Genomic DNA, 16,602 nt, shown 5'->3' with positions numbered 1-16,602 from the left:
AGGGGGTGATCCGACCCTGGTGATGCCGCCCTCGCGGAGGGTGGCCGAACCGGGAGGAAGACCCGGATTTGCGTAAGGAACGAGGCGTATGAAGTTCAATCGGCTGCGGCTCACAGGCTTCAAGAGCTTTTGTGAGCCGACGGATTTCATCATCGAGCCAGGTCTGACCGGCGTGGTCGGACCGAACGGTTGCGGCAAGTCCAACCTTGTCGAAGCCCTGCGCTGGGTGATGGGTGAAAACTCCTACAAATCCATGCGCGCCTCGGGCATGGACGACGTCATTTTCTCGGGCTCCGGCAACCGACCGTCGCGCAATGCGGCCGAAGTCATGCTGGTGCTCGACAACGCCGACCGCTCGGCGCCCGCCGCCTTCAACGACGCCGATCTCCTTGAAATCTCGCGCCGTATCGAGCGCGAAGCCGGTTCGACCTACCGCTTCAACGGCAAGGAAGTGCGCGCCCGCGACGTGCAACTGCTGTTCGCCGATGCCGCCACCGGTGCCCGTTCGCCCGCCATGGTGCGCCAGGGCATGATCGGCGAAATCATTTCCGCCAAGCCGCAGCAGCGCCGCCGCATTCTCGAAGATGCCGCCGGTGTCGCCGGTCTGCATTCCCGCCGCCACGAGGCGGAACTGCGCCTGAAGGGCGCCGAGGACAATCTCAATCGCCTTGAAGACGTGATGAAGCAGCTCGACTCGCAGGTCGACAGCCTCAAGCGCCAGGCGCGTCAGGCGACCCGTTACAAGGGGCTGGCCGCTGAAATCCGCAAGGCCGAGGCGCTGCTCCTGCACATCGCCTATCGCGACGTCACCCGGCAGATGGCTGAAGCCGAAAGCAAGCTCGACACCGATACCCGCGAAGTCGAAGAGCGCACCCGTCAGCAGGCGGAATCGGCGCGCTTGCAGGCCATCGCCGCTTACGAACTGCCGCCGCTGCGTGACGAGGAAGCCAAGGCCGGCGCGGCTTTGCAGCGCCTCATCCTGGCACGCGAACAGCTCGAGGGCGAGGAAGAGCGCGCCAAGCAGCGCGTCGTCGAACTCGAGCGCCGTCAGGCCCAGCTCGAAAAGGACATGGCGCGCGAGAAGGCATTGATCGACGATGCCGCCAGCGTGCTGAATCGTCTCGATGCGGAAGTCGCCGATCTCGATCAGGCGACGGAAGCCGCCGGTGATCTCGAATACGAGGCGAAGGAAAAGCTCGCCGACGCCGAAGGCCGTCTGGCCGAGACGGAAGCGACGCTGGCCGAAGCCCAGGCGGCGCTGTCCGACATCAACGCCCGCCGCAATGCCTTGCAGCAGGCTTTGAACGACGAGACGCAGCGCTTGCAGCGCTTCGAGAACGAACTGACGCAGGTCGCCGCCGAACTCGAAAATCTGCGCGCCGCTGGCGTCGCCGAGGATGAATTCGCCGCGCTGGCGGAAGCGCTCGAAGCCGCGCAGGAAGCCCTGTCGGCCGCTGAAGAGGCCGCGCTCGAAGCTGAAGGCGCGCATGGTGAAGCGCGCGCCGCTGAAAGCGAAGCGCGCACGCCGCTCGCCGATGCCGATCGCAAGGCGCACCGGCTCGAGACCGAAGTGCGCACCCTGTCGAAACTGCTGGCCACCGCCGAGAGCGATCTGTGGCCGCCGGTGGTCGATGAAATCAATGTCGAGAAGGGCTATGAGGCCGCGCTTGGCGCCGCGCTCGGCGACGATCTCGACGCCTCCGTCAATGCCTCGGCGCCCGCCCATTGGTCGCTGCTTGGCGATCATGCCGAAGACGCGCCGCTGCCGCCGGGTGTCGAGCCGCTGGCGAAACTGGTCACCGCGCCGCAGCAGCTGGCCCGCCGCCTCAATCAGATCGGCGTCGTCGTGCGCACCGAAGGCGCGCATCTGCAGAAGCTGTTGAAGCCCGGCCAGCGCCTGGTTTCGAAGGAAGGCGACCTGTGGCGTTGGGACGGTTTCGTTGCCGCCGCCGAAGCGCCGACACCGGCCGCCCGACGTCTGGCCGAGCGCAATCGCCTGGGCGATCTCACCCGTGAGGCCGAGGAAGCCCGCCGCGTCGCCGACGCGTTGAAGGTGCAGGCCGAGCAGATGGTCGAACGGGTGCGTGTCGCGGCCATGGCCGAGACGCAGACCCGCAATGACGCCCGTAACGCCCAGCGGTTGCTTGGCGAAGCGCGCGAGGCTTTGAATGCGGCCGAACGCAAGCGCGCCCAGTCGGGCGCCCGCGTATCGGCGCTGGAAGAAGCCTCCAACCGGCTGACCCAGAACCGCGACGAAGCCCGCGCCAAACATGGCGAAGCGCAGAACGCGCTCGAAACCCTGGCACCGACCGCGCAGCTTACCGGCAAGCTCGATCGTGCCCGCGCTTCGGCCGCCCACGCCCGCGCCGAGACGTCGGAAGCCCGCGCCGCCGTGCAGTCGCTTGGCCGCGAAGCTCAGGTGCGCCAGCAGCGCCTGATGGCGATCAACAATGAGCGCCAATCCTGGGACGAGCGGCGCGGCCGCGCCACCGGCCAGATCGCCGATTACGAAGAGCGTATCGCCGAAGCGCGCGAGGAGCTGGAGCGTTTGGCGGAAGCGCCGGAATTGTTCCTCGAACGCCGTCGCGCCCTGATCGGCGAAGTCGACAAGGCGGAAGAGGCCCGCAAGCTCGCCTCCGACAAGCGGACGGAAGCCGAGACGCGCCTCGCCGAAAGCGATCGCGTCGCGCGCATGACGCTCGATGCCATGTCGGCGGTGCGTGAAGAACGGGCGCGTTCGGAAGCGCGCGTCGAAGCTCTGCGCCAGCGCAACCAGGACATCATCCACAGCATCGCCACCGACCTCGAATGCGAACCCCACGCGGTGGCGGCTCTGGCCGGCGTCGAACCCGACGATGAACTGCCCGAGGGGGCCGATGTTGAGCGCAGGCTCGAAGAGCTCAAGCAGGATCGCGAACGTCTCGGCGCCGTCAATCTGCGCGCCGACGACGAATTGGGCGACATCGAAGGCCGTCGCGATGCGCTGACCACCGAGCGCGACGATCTGACGGAAGCGATCCGCAAACTGCGCACCGCCATCCAGAGCTTGAACAAGGAAGGCCGTGAGCGTCTGGTCGCCGCCTTCGATGTGGTCAACAATCACTTCAAGGAGCTGTTCACTAGCCTGTTCGGCGGTGGTTCAGCCGAATTGCAGTTGATCGAATCCGACGATCCACTGGAAGCTGGCCTCGAAATCATGGCCCGTCCGCCGGGCAAGAAGCCCTCGACCATGACCCTGCTGTCGGGCGGTGAGCAGGCGCTGACGGCGATGTCGCTGATCTTCGCGGTGTTCTTGACCAACCCGTCGCCGATCTGCGTGCTCGACGAAGTGGATGCGCCGCTCGACGATTCCAACGTCGAACGCTTCTGCAACCTGCTCGCCGAAATGCGCGGCAAGACCGACACGCGCTTCATCACCATCACCCACAACCCGATCACCATGGCCCGCATGGATCGGCTGTTCGGTGTGACGATGGCCGAGCGCGGCGTGTCGCAGCTCGTCAGCGTCGACCTGGCGCAGGCCGAAGTGATGGTGGCGGCGGAATAATCAACGCCGTCCGACACAGATAAAAATAAAGCCGTCGCTTTTGGGCGACGGCTTTTTTCGTTGTCTATCTTGCGGCGTCTACGGTGTGATACGGCCGTCCGCATTGCTGACCAGGAATTTGTCGCGGCGGGCGAGAAAATCCCGCGCCACTTTCGCCAGCGCTTCCGGCCGTTCGATATCCATGTCTTTGCTCGTGTCGAAAACATAGACGAGATGGCAGGAGGGCAGGGCCTGCTTGATCGCGGTGGCGGCCGCGCCACTCTTCGCGTCGAGCGTGCCCGCCAGGGCCAGAACCTGTGCCTGGCATTCGGCGCCGATTTCTCCGGCGCGTTTCGCCGTGGCTTCATCGGGCGCGATCAGGATGAGCGATTCGACGATACCGGCATATTGCGCGGCGAAGGACAGGGCCTCGCCGCAGGCCGCACCCTTGGCGATGATCGCCGAAGTCGCCGCCTGATCGGCGCCCGAAACGACGGCGCGTCCGGCGGCGATCAGTTTCAAGGCGGGGGAAGCATCGGCGTCGGCAAAGCCGAAGCAGAGCAGCGGCGCGGTGGATGAAGTCGCGTTCACGGTGGTGTTCATCGTCAGTTCCTTGCCCAATTTCTCACCAATGCCGGATGCGCGGCAGCACTTTTTCGCCGAGCAGTTCGATGCTGCGGACGGTCTTGTCGCCCATCTGATGCGCGACGGTGAAATCGATGACGCCGGCGCCGAGTTCGCGCTTGATGTTCTCGATCTGCTTCAACACGGTGTCGGGGCCGCCGAGCAGGATCTGGCCTTGATCGATACGCTCCTGCAGGCTGCGCGGCATCAGGCGTTGGCGTTGCATGTCGGCATCGCGGCCATAGTAGCCGGTTTCGGCGATGGCGCTTTCGAGGCCCCGATTGGCCATGGTGAGGCCCGTGCGTGCGCCGGTCTTCGTCGCTTCGACGAAATCTTCCAGGGCCTGATCGTCGTTTTCGCCGACATGCACGGCGACGCGATAGATCACATCCTCCGGTTCCGGCTCCCAGCCGAAGCGATCAGCCTGAGTGCGGTAATGTGCGGCGGCCTTTGCAGCCAGCGGCACGGTGGTGACGGCGAAGCCGAGGCCGACTTTGTTCTTGGCGGCGAATTCGCCGGCTTCCGGGCTCGATCCGGACATATAGATTTTCGGATGCGGCTCCTGCACGCAACGCGGCCAGATCGAAACGGTGCGGTATTCGTAATAGCGGCCTTGCCAGCCGAACGGTTCGGTCTGCGTCCAGGCCATCTTGATCAGATGCAGCGCTTCTTCGAAGCGCGCGCGCGATTCCGCCGGATTGATATTGTAGGTGACATATTCGTTCGGCGTGCCGCGCAGCATGCCGGCGACGACGCGGCCGCCCGTCATCGTATCGAGCATGGCGAATTCTTCCGCCACGCGCACCGGATTGAGGATCGGAATGTCGGCGCCGAGCAACGCGATCTTGGCGCGCTTGATGACTTGCGTCAGCGCGCCGGCCATCACCATTGGATTGGGCGTCAGCGAGAACGGCGCATAGTGATGCTCGGCCACCGTCACCCAGTCGAAGCCGAGTTCATCGGCCAACTGAAACTGGTCGAGGCTTTGCTGCATCGAATCTTGCGCGGCTTGGCGCGAATAGACGGCGCCGGATACGGGCCAGCCTTTGTCGAGCGCCGGCCCGTTATATTTGCAGGTGGAGAAGAGGGCAGCTTTCATGGGCTTTTCGTGCTTTCTTGACGTGTGATGAGCATGAGAAGGGCGTAGACGATGATCGACAAGACGGTGAGAATGCCGACGACGGTCGAGAGGGAATAGGCAATGGCGAGCGGCCCGGCGTGGCCGTAAACCGTGTCGGCCACCACCGCATAAAGCGTCGTGCCGACGAGCGTGCCGATCAGGCCCATCCAAAGGAAATGCAGCGAAGTGATCTTGCCGGCCATTTCCGGCGGGGCGAGGCGCGTGACGAAGGCTGTGCCGATCGTGAAGAGCGACGTGGCGATCAGCATGTAGAGCGCTTGCAGCACCCAGGCGACCGTCACATTAGGCGCAAGCGGCATGTAAACGCCAGGCAGAAAGGCCAGCACGCAGACGATGATACCAAAGAGCGGCACAGGATTGGCAATACCGGCACGCTCCAACCGATCGAGCACGGTGCCGGCGATGAATTGGCTCGACGCCCCGAACACCAAGGTCATGATACCCAGCGTGAAAGCGATCTCCGGTCGCGACAGTTTCCAAACGCGCTCGAACATGGCCGGCGCCCATATGCCATGCGGCACGGTCATGATGATGGTGAGCCCGTTGACCAGGAAGACCAGAGCGAAGACCTTCCAGCGCCGCGCCATGAAAGCGAGCGCCGACTTCATGCCACTGTGCTCGGGCGCCCGTGTGCCGGTGCGTGCTGGCTCGCGGAACGTCAGCACCAGCAGCGCGACAGGCAGAGTGATCAACGCGCATCCGAACAGCACCACCTGCCAGGAGCGCACGGTGCCAAACAGCGGCACGGTCGTGGAGGGCGCGTCGCCGACGGCACGCAGGATGAGGCCGCCAAGCAAGAGAGCGGCGGCGGCGCCGATATTGGCGCCCATCGCCCAGATGGCGACGGCGCGGCCGCGTTGATCGGGCGCGAAGGCATCGCGAATGATCGAGGCCGCACCGGGCCCGACCACGGATTCGCCCGCGCCGATGCCGAGGCGGCCGACGAACATCATCCAGTAATTCGTGGCGAAGGCGCAGAACATCGTGGAGGCCGACCAGAAGCCGATGCCGGCTGACAGCACGGCGCGGCGGCTGAACCGGTCGACCAGTATGCCGGCGGGAATCGACAGGCCCGCATAGGTAAGAATGAAAGCGAAGCCGACGAGCAGGCTCACCTGCGTGTCGTTGATCTGAAAATCGCCTTTGATCTGGTTGATCAGCAACGGCAGCGACTGGCGATCGACGAAAGAGACCGCATTGGTCAGGCAGAGGATCCCCGCCATGTACCAAAGACGAAACGATGAAGCGGGCGCAGTTGGGCGTGCGGCGATGCGCCCTGCTTCAAGGTCCATCCTGTCCTCCCCGGACTTGGTCGTTATGGAGGCGGACTGTGCCGGCTCCGCACCGACCTGTCAATAATTAGTATGCTTATTTTTGTAGGTCGACGTTCCGATAGGCGTTTTCGACCCCGGTTATTTCCGACAGGAGCTGCAAAAACAGCGTGCGCTTCTCCGGCGACAGACGTTCCACCAAGCGTTCCTGGACGCGGGCGATGGCCGGTTCCATCTCCTTGAGCTTCTCGGCACCGGCCGTCGTGAGGTGCAGCGAGTTTCCGCGTCGCGAACGGCTGCCTTTGTCGCGGCGCAGCAGGTTCATGGCCTCGAGCTTGCGGATCATATGGCTGGCGGTCACCGAATCGTAGCCGGCCGCCTCCGCGATTTCCCGCTGTTCGAGCCCCGGCGCCAGATGCACGGTTTGCAGGATGGCGAATTGTGCATGGGTGACGCCAAAGGATTTGGCCTCGCTCTCGTAAATTCCTTGCGTGAGCTGAACCAGCCGCCGAACCAGATGGCCGGGCAAGTCATAGAGCGGTCGCATCGTCTTCGATTCCAAGCTGTTTCATCCCCTCACGCGCCTGGGCTGGGCAACGCGTTCGTTTGGCTGCCTTAAGCTATCGGTCGCGTCTTTTCATCCGAACAGAAACGAGGGCCGGGGAAAAGCTCTTTTTGTGGGTTTCAAGTATATGAAAATATTTGGATTTTTTGTTTTCCAGCGGAGGCGTTGACGCATTGACAGTCCATACCCGCGTCAATATGTTGCGCCCGGCTCGCAAGGGATTCCTTCATTTTTTCTGGCGTCGCACTTGCGCGAGCGCAGGCCGCGCCGCATGAGACCGCAGATGTCCGGGCACGAAAGTGACGAGGATCGTCGGAGCCGCGAGGATCTTGAACTTCGGGCGCGTCTCGACCGTTTGTCGGGGGCGTTGAAGGAACAGAATCTCGATGCGCGCGAGCGCAAGGCCGGGGCGAATACGGATATCCCGGGGGCTGAAACCGGGCGGGCGCTGAGTTTAGGCTTTCGCGTCCTGTCTGAGTTTGTGGCGGGGGTTGTGGTCGGTTTTCTGATCGGCTGGCAGCTCGATGTGTGGCTTTCTACGACGCCGTTGTTTCTCATCCTCTTTCTGGGGCTAGGGACAGCGGCGGGTTTCTATAACGTCTATCGCATTGCCGCGCGTCCGATGGGACCGGCAAAACCGAAAGACAAGGCCTGATGCGCGTCTTGCGCGGATGAGAAGGGTGACGAAGTGGCGGCTGAAGCAAACGCGATCGATCCGATCCATCAGTTCGAGATTCAGCCGATCGTGAAGATCGGCCTCGGCAACATCGATGCCTCCTTCACCAATTCCTCTTTGTTCATGGTCATCATCCTGGCCTGCATCTCGCTCCTGATGATCTGGGGCACGAGCGGCAGGGCCCTAGTGCCGGGCCGCCTGCAAGCCGCCGCCGAAATGGCCTATGAATTCGTCGCCTCGACGGTGCGCTCCACCACCGGCGATCACGGCATGAAGTTCTTCCCGCTGGTCTTCTCGCTGTTCATGTTCGTCGTCTTCTCGAACGTGCTCGGCCTCATCCCCTACACCTATACGGTGACCAGCCAGATCATCGTGACCTTCGCGCTCGCCGCGCTCGTCATCCTTACGGTCCTCATCTACGGCTTCTACAAGCACGGCACGCATTTCTTGCGTCTGTTCGTTCCGTCCGGCGTTCCGATGGTGCTGTTGCCGGTCATCGTCATGATCGAAGTGATCTCCTTCGTTTCGCGGCCGATCTCGCTGTCGGTTCGTCTTTTCGCCAACATGCTCGCCGGTCACATCACCCTGAAGGTGTTTGCCGGCTTCGTGACCATGCTGCTGGGTGCAGGTGCCGCTTCCATTCTGGCGCCGCTGCCGCTTCTCGCCATCGTTGGCCTGACGGCGTTCGAGCTCTTGGTCGCTGTCCTTCAGGCGTATGTTTTCGCCATCCTCACTTGCGTCTATCTGAACGACGCAATTCACCCGGGCCACTGATAAATATTTGAACAACAGATAGTCGCCCTTACACACGAACAGGAGTTCGATATGGATCCCGTAGCAGCAAAATGGATCGGCGCAGGTCTCGCGGCGATTGGCATGGGCGTCGCCGCCGTCGGCGTCGGCACCATTTTTGGTAATTTCCTCTCCGGCGCTCTGCGCAACCCGTCGGCTGCCGACGGTCAGTTCGGCCGCGCCTTCATCGGCGCCGCGCTCGCGGAAGGTCTCGGCATTTTCGCGTTCCTCGTCGCGATTATCCTGCTGTTCGTGGTCTAATAAATTTGATGCCGCGCGCGCAGGGGCGTGCGCGGCATTTTCACTCGTTTCGCTCAACAAAGTTTTCGGGATAGCAGCATGCTCATCTCCAGCGCCTATGCAGCCACGCCAGCGGCCGGTGCCGCCAAAGGCGTATTTCCGCCGTTCGATCCGACATGGTTCGCCTCGCAACTCATCTGGCTCGCGATCACTTTCGGTCTGCTCTATTGGCTGATGTCGCGGGTGGCGCTGCCGCGCGTCGCGGAAATCCTCAAGACCCGCGAAGACCGTATTGCCGGCGACCTCAAGTCCGCTTCCGACATGCAGAAGCAGGCCGATGACGCCGCTGTCGCCTATGAGAAAGCGCTCTCCGACGCCAAGGGCAATGCACAGACCACCGTGCAGCAGATGCGCGACAAGCTGAACGCTCAGATCGAGAGCGATCGCAAGACGCTCGAAGCCGGCCTGAACGACAAGCTCGCGGCGGCCGAAGCGCAGATCGCGTCCACCAAGGCGCAGGCCATGGGCTCGGTTGCGGGCATCGCCACCGACACGGCCGGCGAGATCATCAAGCACATCACCGGCAAGGGTGCCGACGCGGCGGCTATCGCCCGCGCGGTCGCCGCCGAGAAGATCGGCTAGGAGTTCGTCCATGCATTTCGATGCCGAATTTTTCGTCGCCGTTGGTTTCGTTCTCTTCGTGCTGCTACTCGGCTATCTCGGCGTGCACCGCACGATCCTGAGCGCCCTCGACGGCCGCAGCAAAATGATCGCCGACGAACTCGATCAGGCCCGTCGCCTGCGGGAGGAAGCGGAAGCCGTGCTCGCCTCTTTCAAGAAGAAGGCGGTCGAAGCCGAGGCCGAGGCGCAAGCAATCGTGGCGCAGGCCAAGACCGAAGCCGAAGCCATGGCCAAGGAAACCGCCGAGCGCATGCAGGACTTCGTCGCCCGGCGCACCAAACAGGCCGAGGCGAAGATCGCCATGGCCGAAGCCCAGGCCGCCAATGACGTGCGTGCCATCGTCGCCGACGTCGCCGCCAAGGCCGCTGAGACGGTTTTGAAGGCCGAAACCAAGGGCCAGGCCGCGGCCGATCTCATCACCAAGGGCATCGGCGAGCTGAAGAGCCGTCTGGTTCACTGAACCCACCCAAACACAAGCTTCTGATGAAACCCCGGGGAACGCTCCGGGGTTTTTTCTTTGCAATTGGCCGCGGTCAAGGTATGTGCGCTCAGTTACAGGTCGGCGCTTGACCAAAACCGCCGCCGGCGGGAGTGAAGGTTGTCGAGGGCAAGGCCGTAATGCGTATCGCTTTCTTTTCCGATATCCATGGCAATCGCGAGGCCTTCGATGCCTGCTTTGCCCATGCGGTGCGCCAGAACATCGATCAATTCGTCTTCCTTGGGGACCTCGTCGGCTATGGCGCCGACCCCGCCTATATCGTCGAGCGCGTGGCTGATCTCTGCGCCGATGGCGCCGTCGCCCTGATGGGCAATCACGACTATGCCGCCGCCAAGGGCCTCACCGATGGCATGAACGACTATGCCAAGGCCGCCATCGAATGGACCTATAACCAGCTCGATCAAGCCCGGCGCTCCTTTCTCGAAAGCCTGCTGATGAAGGTCGAGGACGAGGATCGCCTCTACGTCCACTCCGACGCATCGGCGCCCACCCGCTGGCTCTATGTCGGCGATGAGGAAAGCGCCGAGCGCAGCCTGCAGGCCACCCGTCAGCGGATCACCTTTTGCGGTCACATCCACATTCCGCAGCTCTATCACATGACGCCGACTAAGCCGGCGAAGTTCTTCGCGCCAAAACCGGGCGCGCCCATCCCCCTGGTCGGTCAGCGCCAATGGCTGGCGGTGCAAGGCTCCGTCGGCCAGCCGCGCGATAAAAATCCCTCGGCCGCCTATAGCATTCTCGACACGACCAAGAATGAACTGACATATTGGCGCGTGCCCTACGACGTCGAGGAGGCAGCCCGAAAGATCCATGCCGCCGAACTGCCGAGAATTCTGGCCGCGCGCTTGTTCATTGGTAAATAAGCCGCGGGTTGAACGATGAGCCAGATCAACGTCCGCATCGGCGAGGTCATCGACGGCTTCACGATCGAGGAAAAGATCCATGTCGGCGGCATGGCGATCATCTATCGCGCCAGCCATCCCGACATCGAAGGCCGCGTCATCTTCAAAGTGCCGAAGATCGTCGATGCCGACGACGCCACGGTGATCGTCGGTTTCGAGATGGAGATGATGATCCTGCCGCGCCTGTCGGGCATCCACGTCCCGAAAGTTTATGCGGTCGGTGACTACGCACGGCGCCCCTATATCGCGATGGAATATATCGACGGCGAGACGCTCTATCCGCTGTTCGAAAAATCGCCGATCCCGCCGGAACAGGTCGCGGCCATCGGTGAGAAGGTGGCGACCGCGCTCGTCGATCTGCACCGGCAGAAGGTCATCCATCACGACATCAAGCCGTCGAACATCATGATACGGAAGACTGGCGAAGCGGTCTTCATCGATTTCGGCCTGTCGCGCCATCTCGAAATGCCGGATCTGCTGGAGGCGGAGTTCCGCCTGCCGATGGGCACGGCGCCTTATATTTCGCCCGAGCAGGTGCGGCAGAACCGCGGCGATCCGCGCTCCGACATCTTCTCGCTTGGCGTATTGCTCTATCATCTAGCGACCGGCGAACGGCCGTTCGGTCTGCCGCAGTCGCGCCAAGCTTTGCGCACGCGGCTGTGGCGCGATCCCGTGCCTCCACGCAAGATCAGGCCCGACATTCCGCCGTGGTTGCAGGAAATCATCCTGCGCTGCGTCGAACCCAATCCGGCCAAGCGCTATCAGACGGCGGCGCGCCTCGCCTTCAATCTGCAACATCCCGATGCGGTGAAACTGACCGAGCGCGCCGAACGGCTGAAGCGCTCGAACCTGTTTCTGCAGTTGCGCGCCTGGCTCAAGGCCCGCGCTCTGCCGCCGGCCGAACCGCAGCCCTATTCGGCGACATCGGACCCGATCATCGTCGTCTGCGTCGATCTTTCCGAAGGCTTCGAATATCTCGCCGAAGCGCTGTTCACCGAGACGCAACGGGTGGTGGGATCGGTGGCCGATGCGCGGCTCGCCTGCATCAACGTGATGAAACTGTCAGCGGTCTTCATGCACGAAGCCTTCGATTCCGAAGGGCGCAACAAACACGTGCAACGCTTGGTCGAATTGAAGGAATGGGCGCGCCCGCTCGGTCTTGATCAGGGCAAGCTGTCATTCCACGTGCTGGAAGCGATGGACATCGCCGAGTCTTTGTTGGACTTCGCCCGCACCAGCCACGCCGATCAGATTCTCATCTGCGCCCGTGGCCGTTCCAATCTGCGTCGTTATCTTGGCTCCGTATCATCGGAAGTGGTTGCCCGCGCCCATTGCACGGTGACGGTGGTACGCGCACCGGAACCGACTGCGACATCGAGTTAGAGCGAAGCCTTGGTGTCATTCCCGACGACCGCGAAGCGGTCGAGCGGGAATCCAGGGTCGTGTGACGAAAGCTGCTTGAGCATCGACGCTGAAGGCGCGCTGAAGGCTCTACCGTTTGCCCCTGGATACCCGATCATGCTGCGCATGTCGGGTATGACACGAAGGCTTCGGCGACGCTTCATTGTCCTCACATCTGCGCGGCGTCAACGCTGGCCAGTTTGCTTCCACGGCGGCTGCCAGCCTGGCTTCAACCGATGACCGAGATAAAGTTCGGCCTGCAACGAAGGTTTGCCGGCGCGTGTGATGTCGACGGTACCGAGCGGTTCGATCCGCTCGAAGTTTTTGCCGATCAGTGACTCGACGCTCTGAATATCGGGCAACGGCCGCACGATCACCGCATCCTGGCCGACAAACGGTTCGGCCGGCGCCAGCATGCCATAGCCGCGCGGATCGTCGCACAGACAAAGCACCGGCATCTGGCCGCGCAGGCCGTAGTCGATCTTCGCCGCATGCAGCCAGCGCAGGCCGGTGACGAATGTGTTGGGCTTGCCGAGCAGGCCACGCTGCGCCAGCGCCGCCGACAGGTCATGCCAGTCGGTCGTTTCGATCAGTGGATCGCGCATCTTCTCCAAAGCGGCGATGGCCACCGGCGGCCAGCCGATGCGCGCGAAGACGGACGCCAGAATGATCGCCGCGCCTGTGACGATGGCGGTTGCCTTCGCCCATCCCCGCATATGCGAACCCGCTTTGTCCCAGCGTGCCGACACCGCCGCGCCGAGCAGCGGGAACAGCATCAGATAGCCAGACGCCGCCCAATGCGGAAACACGCGCGTCGAAGACCAGGCGGCCACGAGGGTGAAGACGAGAATGGGGCCGACGCCCAAACACAGCAGCAGCCAGGAACGACCATCGGCCGGCCCGCGTCGCAGCGCACCGATGCCGGTCGCCACCAGACCGAACCAGATCCACGGCAGGAGGAACAAGGCCTGGCCGCCCAGCACGGTGAGCGGCGCAAGCGGCCGCAAGCGAGCTTCGCCGCCGCGCCCGCCCTGGAACAGGAAGGACACCCAGCCATGTTCCGCGTTCCAGACGAGGACCGGGAGGAAGATCGCCACGGCGATCAAAAAGCCGAGATAGGGCCAGGGCGATAGAAACCAACGCCGTTGGCTGGCACTGGTCAAAAGGAACAGGCCGGCGCCGGCAAACAGGAAAATGCCGTGATATTTCGACAGCAGCGCCAGGCCGCCGCAGATGCCCGCCGCGATCCACCAGCGGCCGGCTTCGCCGGTGGGCCCAAACAGCGCCCGCGCCAGCGCGTAGGCGCCTGCCACCATGGCCAGCATCAGCGGTGCATCCGGCACGACGAACGTGCCGGCGGTGACGCCGGTCACCGGCGCGCAGACATAGGCCAGGACGGCCAGAAAGCCGGCTCGAGCATCAAACAGCAGGCGCGTGAGCAGGAACAGCATCCAGCCCGTGAGGCAGCCGAGCAGGATGAAGGGCAGCCGCACCACCGGCGCCCACTCGGTGCCCGCCAGCCGCTCCGTCAGGCCGGCAATCCACCAGGCCAGCGGCGGGTGGTCGAAATAGCTCCACTCCAGATGGCGGGCAGTGACCACCGTATAGGTCTCGTCGATGCCGAGCCCCAGATTGGCGGCCAGGATCAGCCGGAAGACCGCCGCAACGGCGAGGACAACCAGAACGAGCCGGGCAAAATCAGTCGTTTGGCGGTTGAGGGGCTGGGAGTCCGACACGGGGCGTCCTTGGAATAAATCGCGCGCTGATCCCCACACGCTGCACGCGGCGAAGTCAACGGCGCAAAAGCCGGGCGATTTGCCGGTTGCCCCGCCGGGACGCAACCGCTAATCGATCCCCCATGTCCTCCCCCCGCCTGACCATCGTCGTGCCGACGTTCAATGAGCGCGGCAACATCGCCGAACTCGTGCGTCGGGTTGACGCAGCTTTCGGCCCGGCCGGCGGCTGGGAGATGGTGTTCGTCGACGACAACAGTCCCGATGCCACGGCGGAACTCGTCAAGCAGTTGGCCCAGAGCGATCCGCGCGTGCGCTGCCTGCGCCGGGTGCATCGGCGCGGTCTTTCGGGGGCCTGTATCGAGGGCATGCTGTCGTCATCGGCGCCTTACGTAGCCGTGATGGATGCGGATCTGCAGCATGACGAAACTGTTCTGCCGCGCATGCTGGAGCGATTGGAAGCGGGTAATCTCGATCTGATCGTCGGTTCGCGCCTTTCGAGCGATGGCAGCGCTGGCGGCGGCCTGTCGGCCAAGCGTGAAGCTTCAAGCCGCATTGTCGCGGCCATCGTGGCGCGCTTCTTTCCGCGCGGCGTCAACGACGTATTGAGCGGCTTCTTCATGATGCGCCGCGACGCCTTCGATCGGCTGGCGCCGGAGCTTGAACAGTCGGGCTTCAAGATTCTCGCCGACATTCTCATCACCGCCGGCGACAGCCTGCGCACGGAAGAAATCGGCTTCGATTTCCGTCCTCGTCACGCCGGCGAGTCAAAATTGGATTCGCGTGTGGTGCTCGATTTCGCTGGTCTGCTGCTCAACAAATTGTCACGCGGTCTGCTGCCGGTGCGTTTCGTGTTCTTCGCCACGGTTGGCGCCAGCGGCGTGATCGTGCATCTGATCGTGCTGCGGTTGGCATTGATCACCATGGGCCTGTCGTTCGCGGTGGCGCAATCACTGGCGACCTTGATCGCCATGACGTGGAATTTTTACATCAACAATCTGATCACCTATCGCGACAGCCGGCTGCGCGGCGGCGCCTTCATCTCCGGCCTGTTGCTGTTCTACGTGGTGTGCGGTGTTGGCGCGGTGGCCAATGTCGGCATGGCCAATTGGCTGTTCATGCGAGAGCCGACCTGGTGGCTGGCCGGCATTGCCGGTGCGGCGGTGGGAGCGATCTGGAATTACGCGCTGAGCTCAAGCATCGTCTGGCGCAAGAAGTGATCTCCATCTGGGGTTGCTTGGTGTTTCCCGGCCAAGCGATTATGTAGTGTAGACGCAGTCAAACCGAAGCCATGCCGATGAACCGAATGGAACGTTTCCCGCAGCCCGGTGTCGAAGCGGAAGTCCGCTATCTCGACGGTGATTTTCGCGTGCTGCGCCCCGGCACGTTCGTGCGCTGCAAAGTGACGGGCGAACCGATTCCCATCGAAGAACTGCGCTACTGGGACGTCGATCTTCAAGAAGCCTATGCCACGCCTCAGGCCAAGCTTGAGCGCATGGGTCTCAAGGTCAAGCTTTAAGCAGCTCAAAGTCAAGCTTTAAGCAGATCGTCGAGCAGCGGCTCGAAAGCCTCGCGCTGCCGGGTTTCCAAGGTCACCGCCAACGTATCGATGGGCGGCAGATCCTTGAGATGCTGCAAGCGCACAAAATCCTTTTCCGTCGTCACCAGCATGGCCCCGGCCTGACGCGCGGCGGATTTCAGCATCGAAATGTCGGCGCTGCCGTAAGGGTGGTGATCGGGAAACGGCAGCGCCTGCGCCACGTTGGCGCCAAGCTCCCGCAAGGTGCGGAAAAATTTCTCCGGCCGGCCGATGCCGGCGAAAGCCACGACCTTTTGGCGCGCCAACCGCGCGCGGCCGGCAGCATCAGGCTCCAGCACAGCCTCAATCACAGGCAGAGCCCGTTCACGCGCCATCAGGCTCGGTTCCTTGGCCCGGGCGCCGTCTCCGATCGTCACCAGGGCATCGACGCCGATGAACTGATCGGCGAGGGGCGCGCGCAGCGGTCCAGCCGGAATGCACAGGCCATTGCCGATGCCCATATCGCTGTCGACGACGGCGATCGACAGGTCCTTATGCAAAGCCGGATTCTGCAAACCATCGTCCATCACCAGCACGCTGGCGCCTGCCTTGATCGCGGTGCGTGCCGCCGCCACGCGGTCGGCCGCGACGATGGTGGGGGCATGGCGGGCGAGCAGCAGCGGTTCGTCGCCGACTTCGCGGGCGCTGTGCTTGGCCGGATCGACGCGAATCGGGCCGCCTTGCGGCCGCGCCGTCGCGCCATAGCCGCGCGACAGGAAAAAGGGCGCTTCGCCGCGCTCGTCGAGCTGCCGGGCAACGGCGATGGCGGTCGGCGTCTTGCCGGCACCGCCGGCCACGAAATTGCCGATGCAAATCACCGGCACGCTGAGGCGCGTGCCAGGCCGCTGCATGCGCCGCCGGGTGATGGCGCCGAAGGCTTGGCCGAGAGGGGAAAGAGCACGGGCCAGCGCACTGGGGCGCTCCAGCCACCAGAATTCCGGGGCACGCATCAGTCCGCTATCCGACTCTGCG

General features: G+C 63.4%; 16 protein-coding genes. 10 read left to right on the top strand and 6 right to left on the bottom strand.

Translation table 11 applies throughout. The features are described from left to right. The first annotated feature begins 88 nt into the window (after window positions 1–88). On the top strand, window positions 89–3,547 hold the full coding sequence (gene smc, locus OIM99_RS00140; RefSeq protein ID WP_311848258.1) for a chromosome segregation protein SMC: 3,459 nt from the start codon (window positions 89–91) through the stop codon (window positions 3,545–3,547). A gap of 78 nt (window positions 3,548–3,625) precedes the next feature. Here smc and OIM99_RS00135 read toward each other — a convergent pair whose 3' ends face one another. From OIM99_RS00135 to OIM99_RS00120, 4 genes are all read right to left on the bottom strand, one after another. Continuing rightward, window positions 3,626–4,129 (bottom strand): hypothetical protein, encoded by a 504-nt coding sequence (locus tag OIM99_RS00135; protein WP_311848257.1) that lies wholly within the window; start codon window positions 4,127–4,129, stop codon window positions 3,626–3,628. A gap of 22 nt (window positions 4,130–4,151) precedes the next feature. Beyond that, window positions 4,152–5,249, bottom strand: coding sequence for an LLM class flavin-dependent oxidoreductase (locus OIM99_RS00130; protein ID WP_311848256.1), 1,098 nt, complete (start codon window positions 5,247–5,249; stop codon window positions 4,152–4,154). After that, on the bottom strand, window positions 5,246–6,583 hold the full coding sequence (locus OIM99_RS00125; protein ID WP_311848255.1) for an MFS transporter: 1,338 nt from the start codon (window positions 6,581–6,583) through the stop codon (window positions 5,246–5,248). Before OIM99_RS00125 ends, OIM99_RS00130 begins: the two co-directional genes overlap by 4 nt. A 76-nt stretch (window positions 6,584–6,659) precedes the next feature. After that, on the bottom strand, window positions 6,660–7,124 hold the full coding sequence (locus tag OIM99_RS00120) for a MarR family transcriptional regulator (protein ID WP_311848254.1): 465 nt from the start codon (window positions 7,122–7,124) through the stop codon (window positions 6,660–6,662). A gap of 286 nt (window positions 7,125–7,410) precedes the next feature. On the opposite strand from OIM99_RS00120, the gene OIM99_RS00115 reads away from it, so the two are divergent. The 7 genes from OIM99_RS00115 to OIM99_RS00085 all read left to right on the top strand — a co-directional run bounded on the left by OIM99_RS00115 (window position 7,411) and on the right by OIM99_RS00085 (window position 12,300). Beyond that, complete coding sequence (locus tag OIM99_RS00115; protein ID WP_311848253.1) at window positions 7,411–7,782, top strand: AtpZ/AtpI family protein; 372 nt, start codon at window positions 7,411–7,413, stop codon at window positions 7,780–7,782. Window positions 7,783–7,815: 33 nt separating this feature from the next. Continuing rightward, window positions 7,816–8,577 carry a F0F1 ATP synthase subunit A gene (locus tag OIM99_RS00110; protein WP_311848252.1) on the top strand — a complete coding sequence of 254 codons (762 nt, stop codon included), beginning with the start codon at window positions 7,816–7,818 and terminating at the stop codon, window positions 8,575–8,577. Window positions 8,578–8,628: 51 nt separating this feature from the next. After that, entirely contained in the window at window positions 8,629–8,856 is a 228-nt protein-coding gene (locus tag OIM99_RS00105; RefSeq protein ID WP_311848251.1) for a F0F1 ATP synthase subunit C, read from the top strand. 78 nt (window positions 8,857–8,934) lie between these two features. Beyond that, entirely contained in the window at window positions 8,935–9,477 is a 543-nt protein-coding gene (locus OIM99_RS00100) for a F0F1 ATP synthase subunit B (protein ID WP_311848250.1), read from the top strand. 10 nt (window positions 9,478–9,487) lie between these two features. Continuing rightward, complete coding sequence (locus OIM99_RS00095) at window positions 9,488–9,976, top strand: ATP F0F1 synthase subunit B (RefSeq protein WP_311848249.1); 489 nt, start codon at window positions 9,488–9,490, stop codon at window positions 9,974–9,976. 158 nt (window positions 9,977–10,134) lie between these two features. Then, window positions 10,135–10,878: a metallophosphoesterase family protein gene (locus OIM99_RS00090; protein ID WP_311848248.1), complete on the top strand. Its 744-nt coding sequence runs from the start codon at window positions 10,135–10,137 to the stop codon at window positions 10,876–10,878. Window positions 10,879–10,893: 15 nt separating this feature from the next. Then, window positions 10,894–12,300 carry a bifunctional serine/threonine-protein kinase/universal stress protein gene (locus OIM99_RS00085; RefSeq protein WP_311848247.1) on the top strand — a complete coding sequence of 469 codons (1,407 nt, stop codon included), beginning with the start codon at window positions 10,894–10,896 and terminating at the stop codon, window positions 12,298–12,300. Window positions 12,301–12,503: 203 nt separating this feature from the next. Here the strand turns inward: OIM99_RS00085 and OIM99_RS00080 are convergent, their stop codons facing one another. Then, a complete protein-coding gene (locus OIM99_RS00080; protein ID WP_311848246.1) occupies window positions 12,504–14,054 on the bottom strand; it encodes a glycosyltransferase family 39 protein in 1,551 nt (516 codons plus the stop codon). Between the two features lie 122 nt (window positions 14,055–14,176). Here OIM99_RS00080 and OIM99_RS00075 point away from each other — a divergent pair, with 122 nt between their 5' ends. Together OIM99_RS00075 and OIM99_RS00070 are read left to right on the top strand one after the other, a co-directional pair. Next, window positions 14,177–15,271: a glycosyltransferase family 2 protein gene (locus tag OIM99_RS00075; protein WP_311848245.1), complete on the top strand. Its 1,095-nt coding sequence runs from the start codon at window positions 14,177–14,179 to the stop codon at window positions 15,269–15,271. 77 nt (window positions 15,272–15,348) lie between these two features. Beyond that, window positions 15,349–15,570, top strand: coding sequence for a DUF2093 domain-containing protein (locus tag OIM99_RS00070; RefSeq protein ID WP_311848244.1), 222 nt, complete (start codon window positions 15,349–15,351; stop codon window positions 15,568–15,570). Window positions 15,571–15,581: 11 nt separating this feature from the next. Here the strand turns inward: OIM99_RS00070 and lpxK are convergent, their stop codons facing one another. Further along, the gene (gene lpxK / locus OIM99_RS00065) at window positions 15,582–16,580 is read right to left on the bottom strand and encodes a tetraacyldisaccharide 4'-kinase (RefSeq protein ID WP_311848243.1); all 999 of its coding nucleotides are present in this window, start codon (window positions 16,578–16,580) and stop codon (window positions 15,582–15,584) included. Between the last annotated feature and the right edge of the window lie 22 nt (window positions 16,581–16,602).

Origin of the sequence: Methylocella sp. CPCC 101449 (assembly GCF_031921685.1) — a bacterium.
Lineage (GTDB): Bacteria > Pseudomonadota > Alphaproteobacteria > Rhizobiales > Beijerinckiaceae > Terripilifer.
The sequence above is the reverse complement of the archived record's forward strand: the minus strand, read 5'-3'. Positions and strand labels throughout refer to the sequence as shown.

Coding starts and splice junctions, on each gene's coding strand:
- OIM99_RS00095 (WP_311848249.1), top strand. CDS start 9,488: ATGCATTTCGATGCCGAATTTTTCGTCGCCGTTGGTTTCGTTCTCTTC.
- smc (WP_311848258.1), top strand. CDS start 89: ATGAAGTTCAATCGGCTGCGGCTCACAGGCTTCAAGAGCTTTTGTGAG.
- OIM99_RS00075 (WP_311848245.1), top strand. CDS start 14,177: ATGTCCTCCCCCCGCCTGACCATCGTCGTGCCGACGTTCAATGAGCGC.
- OIM99_RS00090 (WP_311848248.1), top strand. CDS start 10,135: ATGCGTATCGCTTTCTTTTCCGATATCCATGGCAATCGCGAGGCCTTC.
- OIM99_RS00070 (WP_311848244.1), top strand. CDS start 15,349: ATGAACCGAATGGAACGTTTCCCGCAGCCCGGTGTCGAAGCGGAAGTC.
- OIM99_RS00100 (WP_311848250.1), top strand. CDS start 8,935: ATGCTCATCTCCAGCGCCTATGCAGCCACGCCAGCGGCCGGTGCCGCC.
- OIM99_RS00115 (WP_311848253.1), top strand. CDS start 7,411: ATGTCCGGGCACGAAAGTGACGAGGATCGTCGGAGCCGCGAGGATCTT.
- OIM99_RS00105 (WP_311848251.1), top strand. CDS start 8,629: ATGGATCCCGTAGCAGCAAAATGGATCGGCGCAGGTCTCGCGGCGATT.
- OIM99_RS00125 (WP_311848255.1), bottom strand. CDS start 6,583: ATGGACCTTGAAGCAGGGCGCATCGCCGCACGCCCAACTGCGCCCGCT.
- OIM99_RS00135 (WP_311848257.1), bottom strand. CDS start 4,129: ATGAACACCACCGTGAACGCGACTTCATCCACCGCGCCGCTGCTCTGC.
- OIM99_RS00085 (WP_311848247.1), top strand. CDS start 10,894: ATGAGCCAGATCAACGTCCGCATCGGCGAGGTCATCGACGGCTTCACG.
- lpxK (WP_311848243.1), bottom strand. CDS start 16,580: ATGCGTGCCCCGGAATTCTGGTGGCTGGAGCGCCCCAGTGCGCTGGCC.
- OIM99_RS00130 (WP_311848256.1), bottom strand. CDS start 5,249: ATGAAAGCTGCCCTCTTCTCCACCTGCAAATATAACGGGCCGGCGCTC.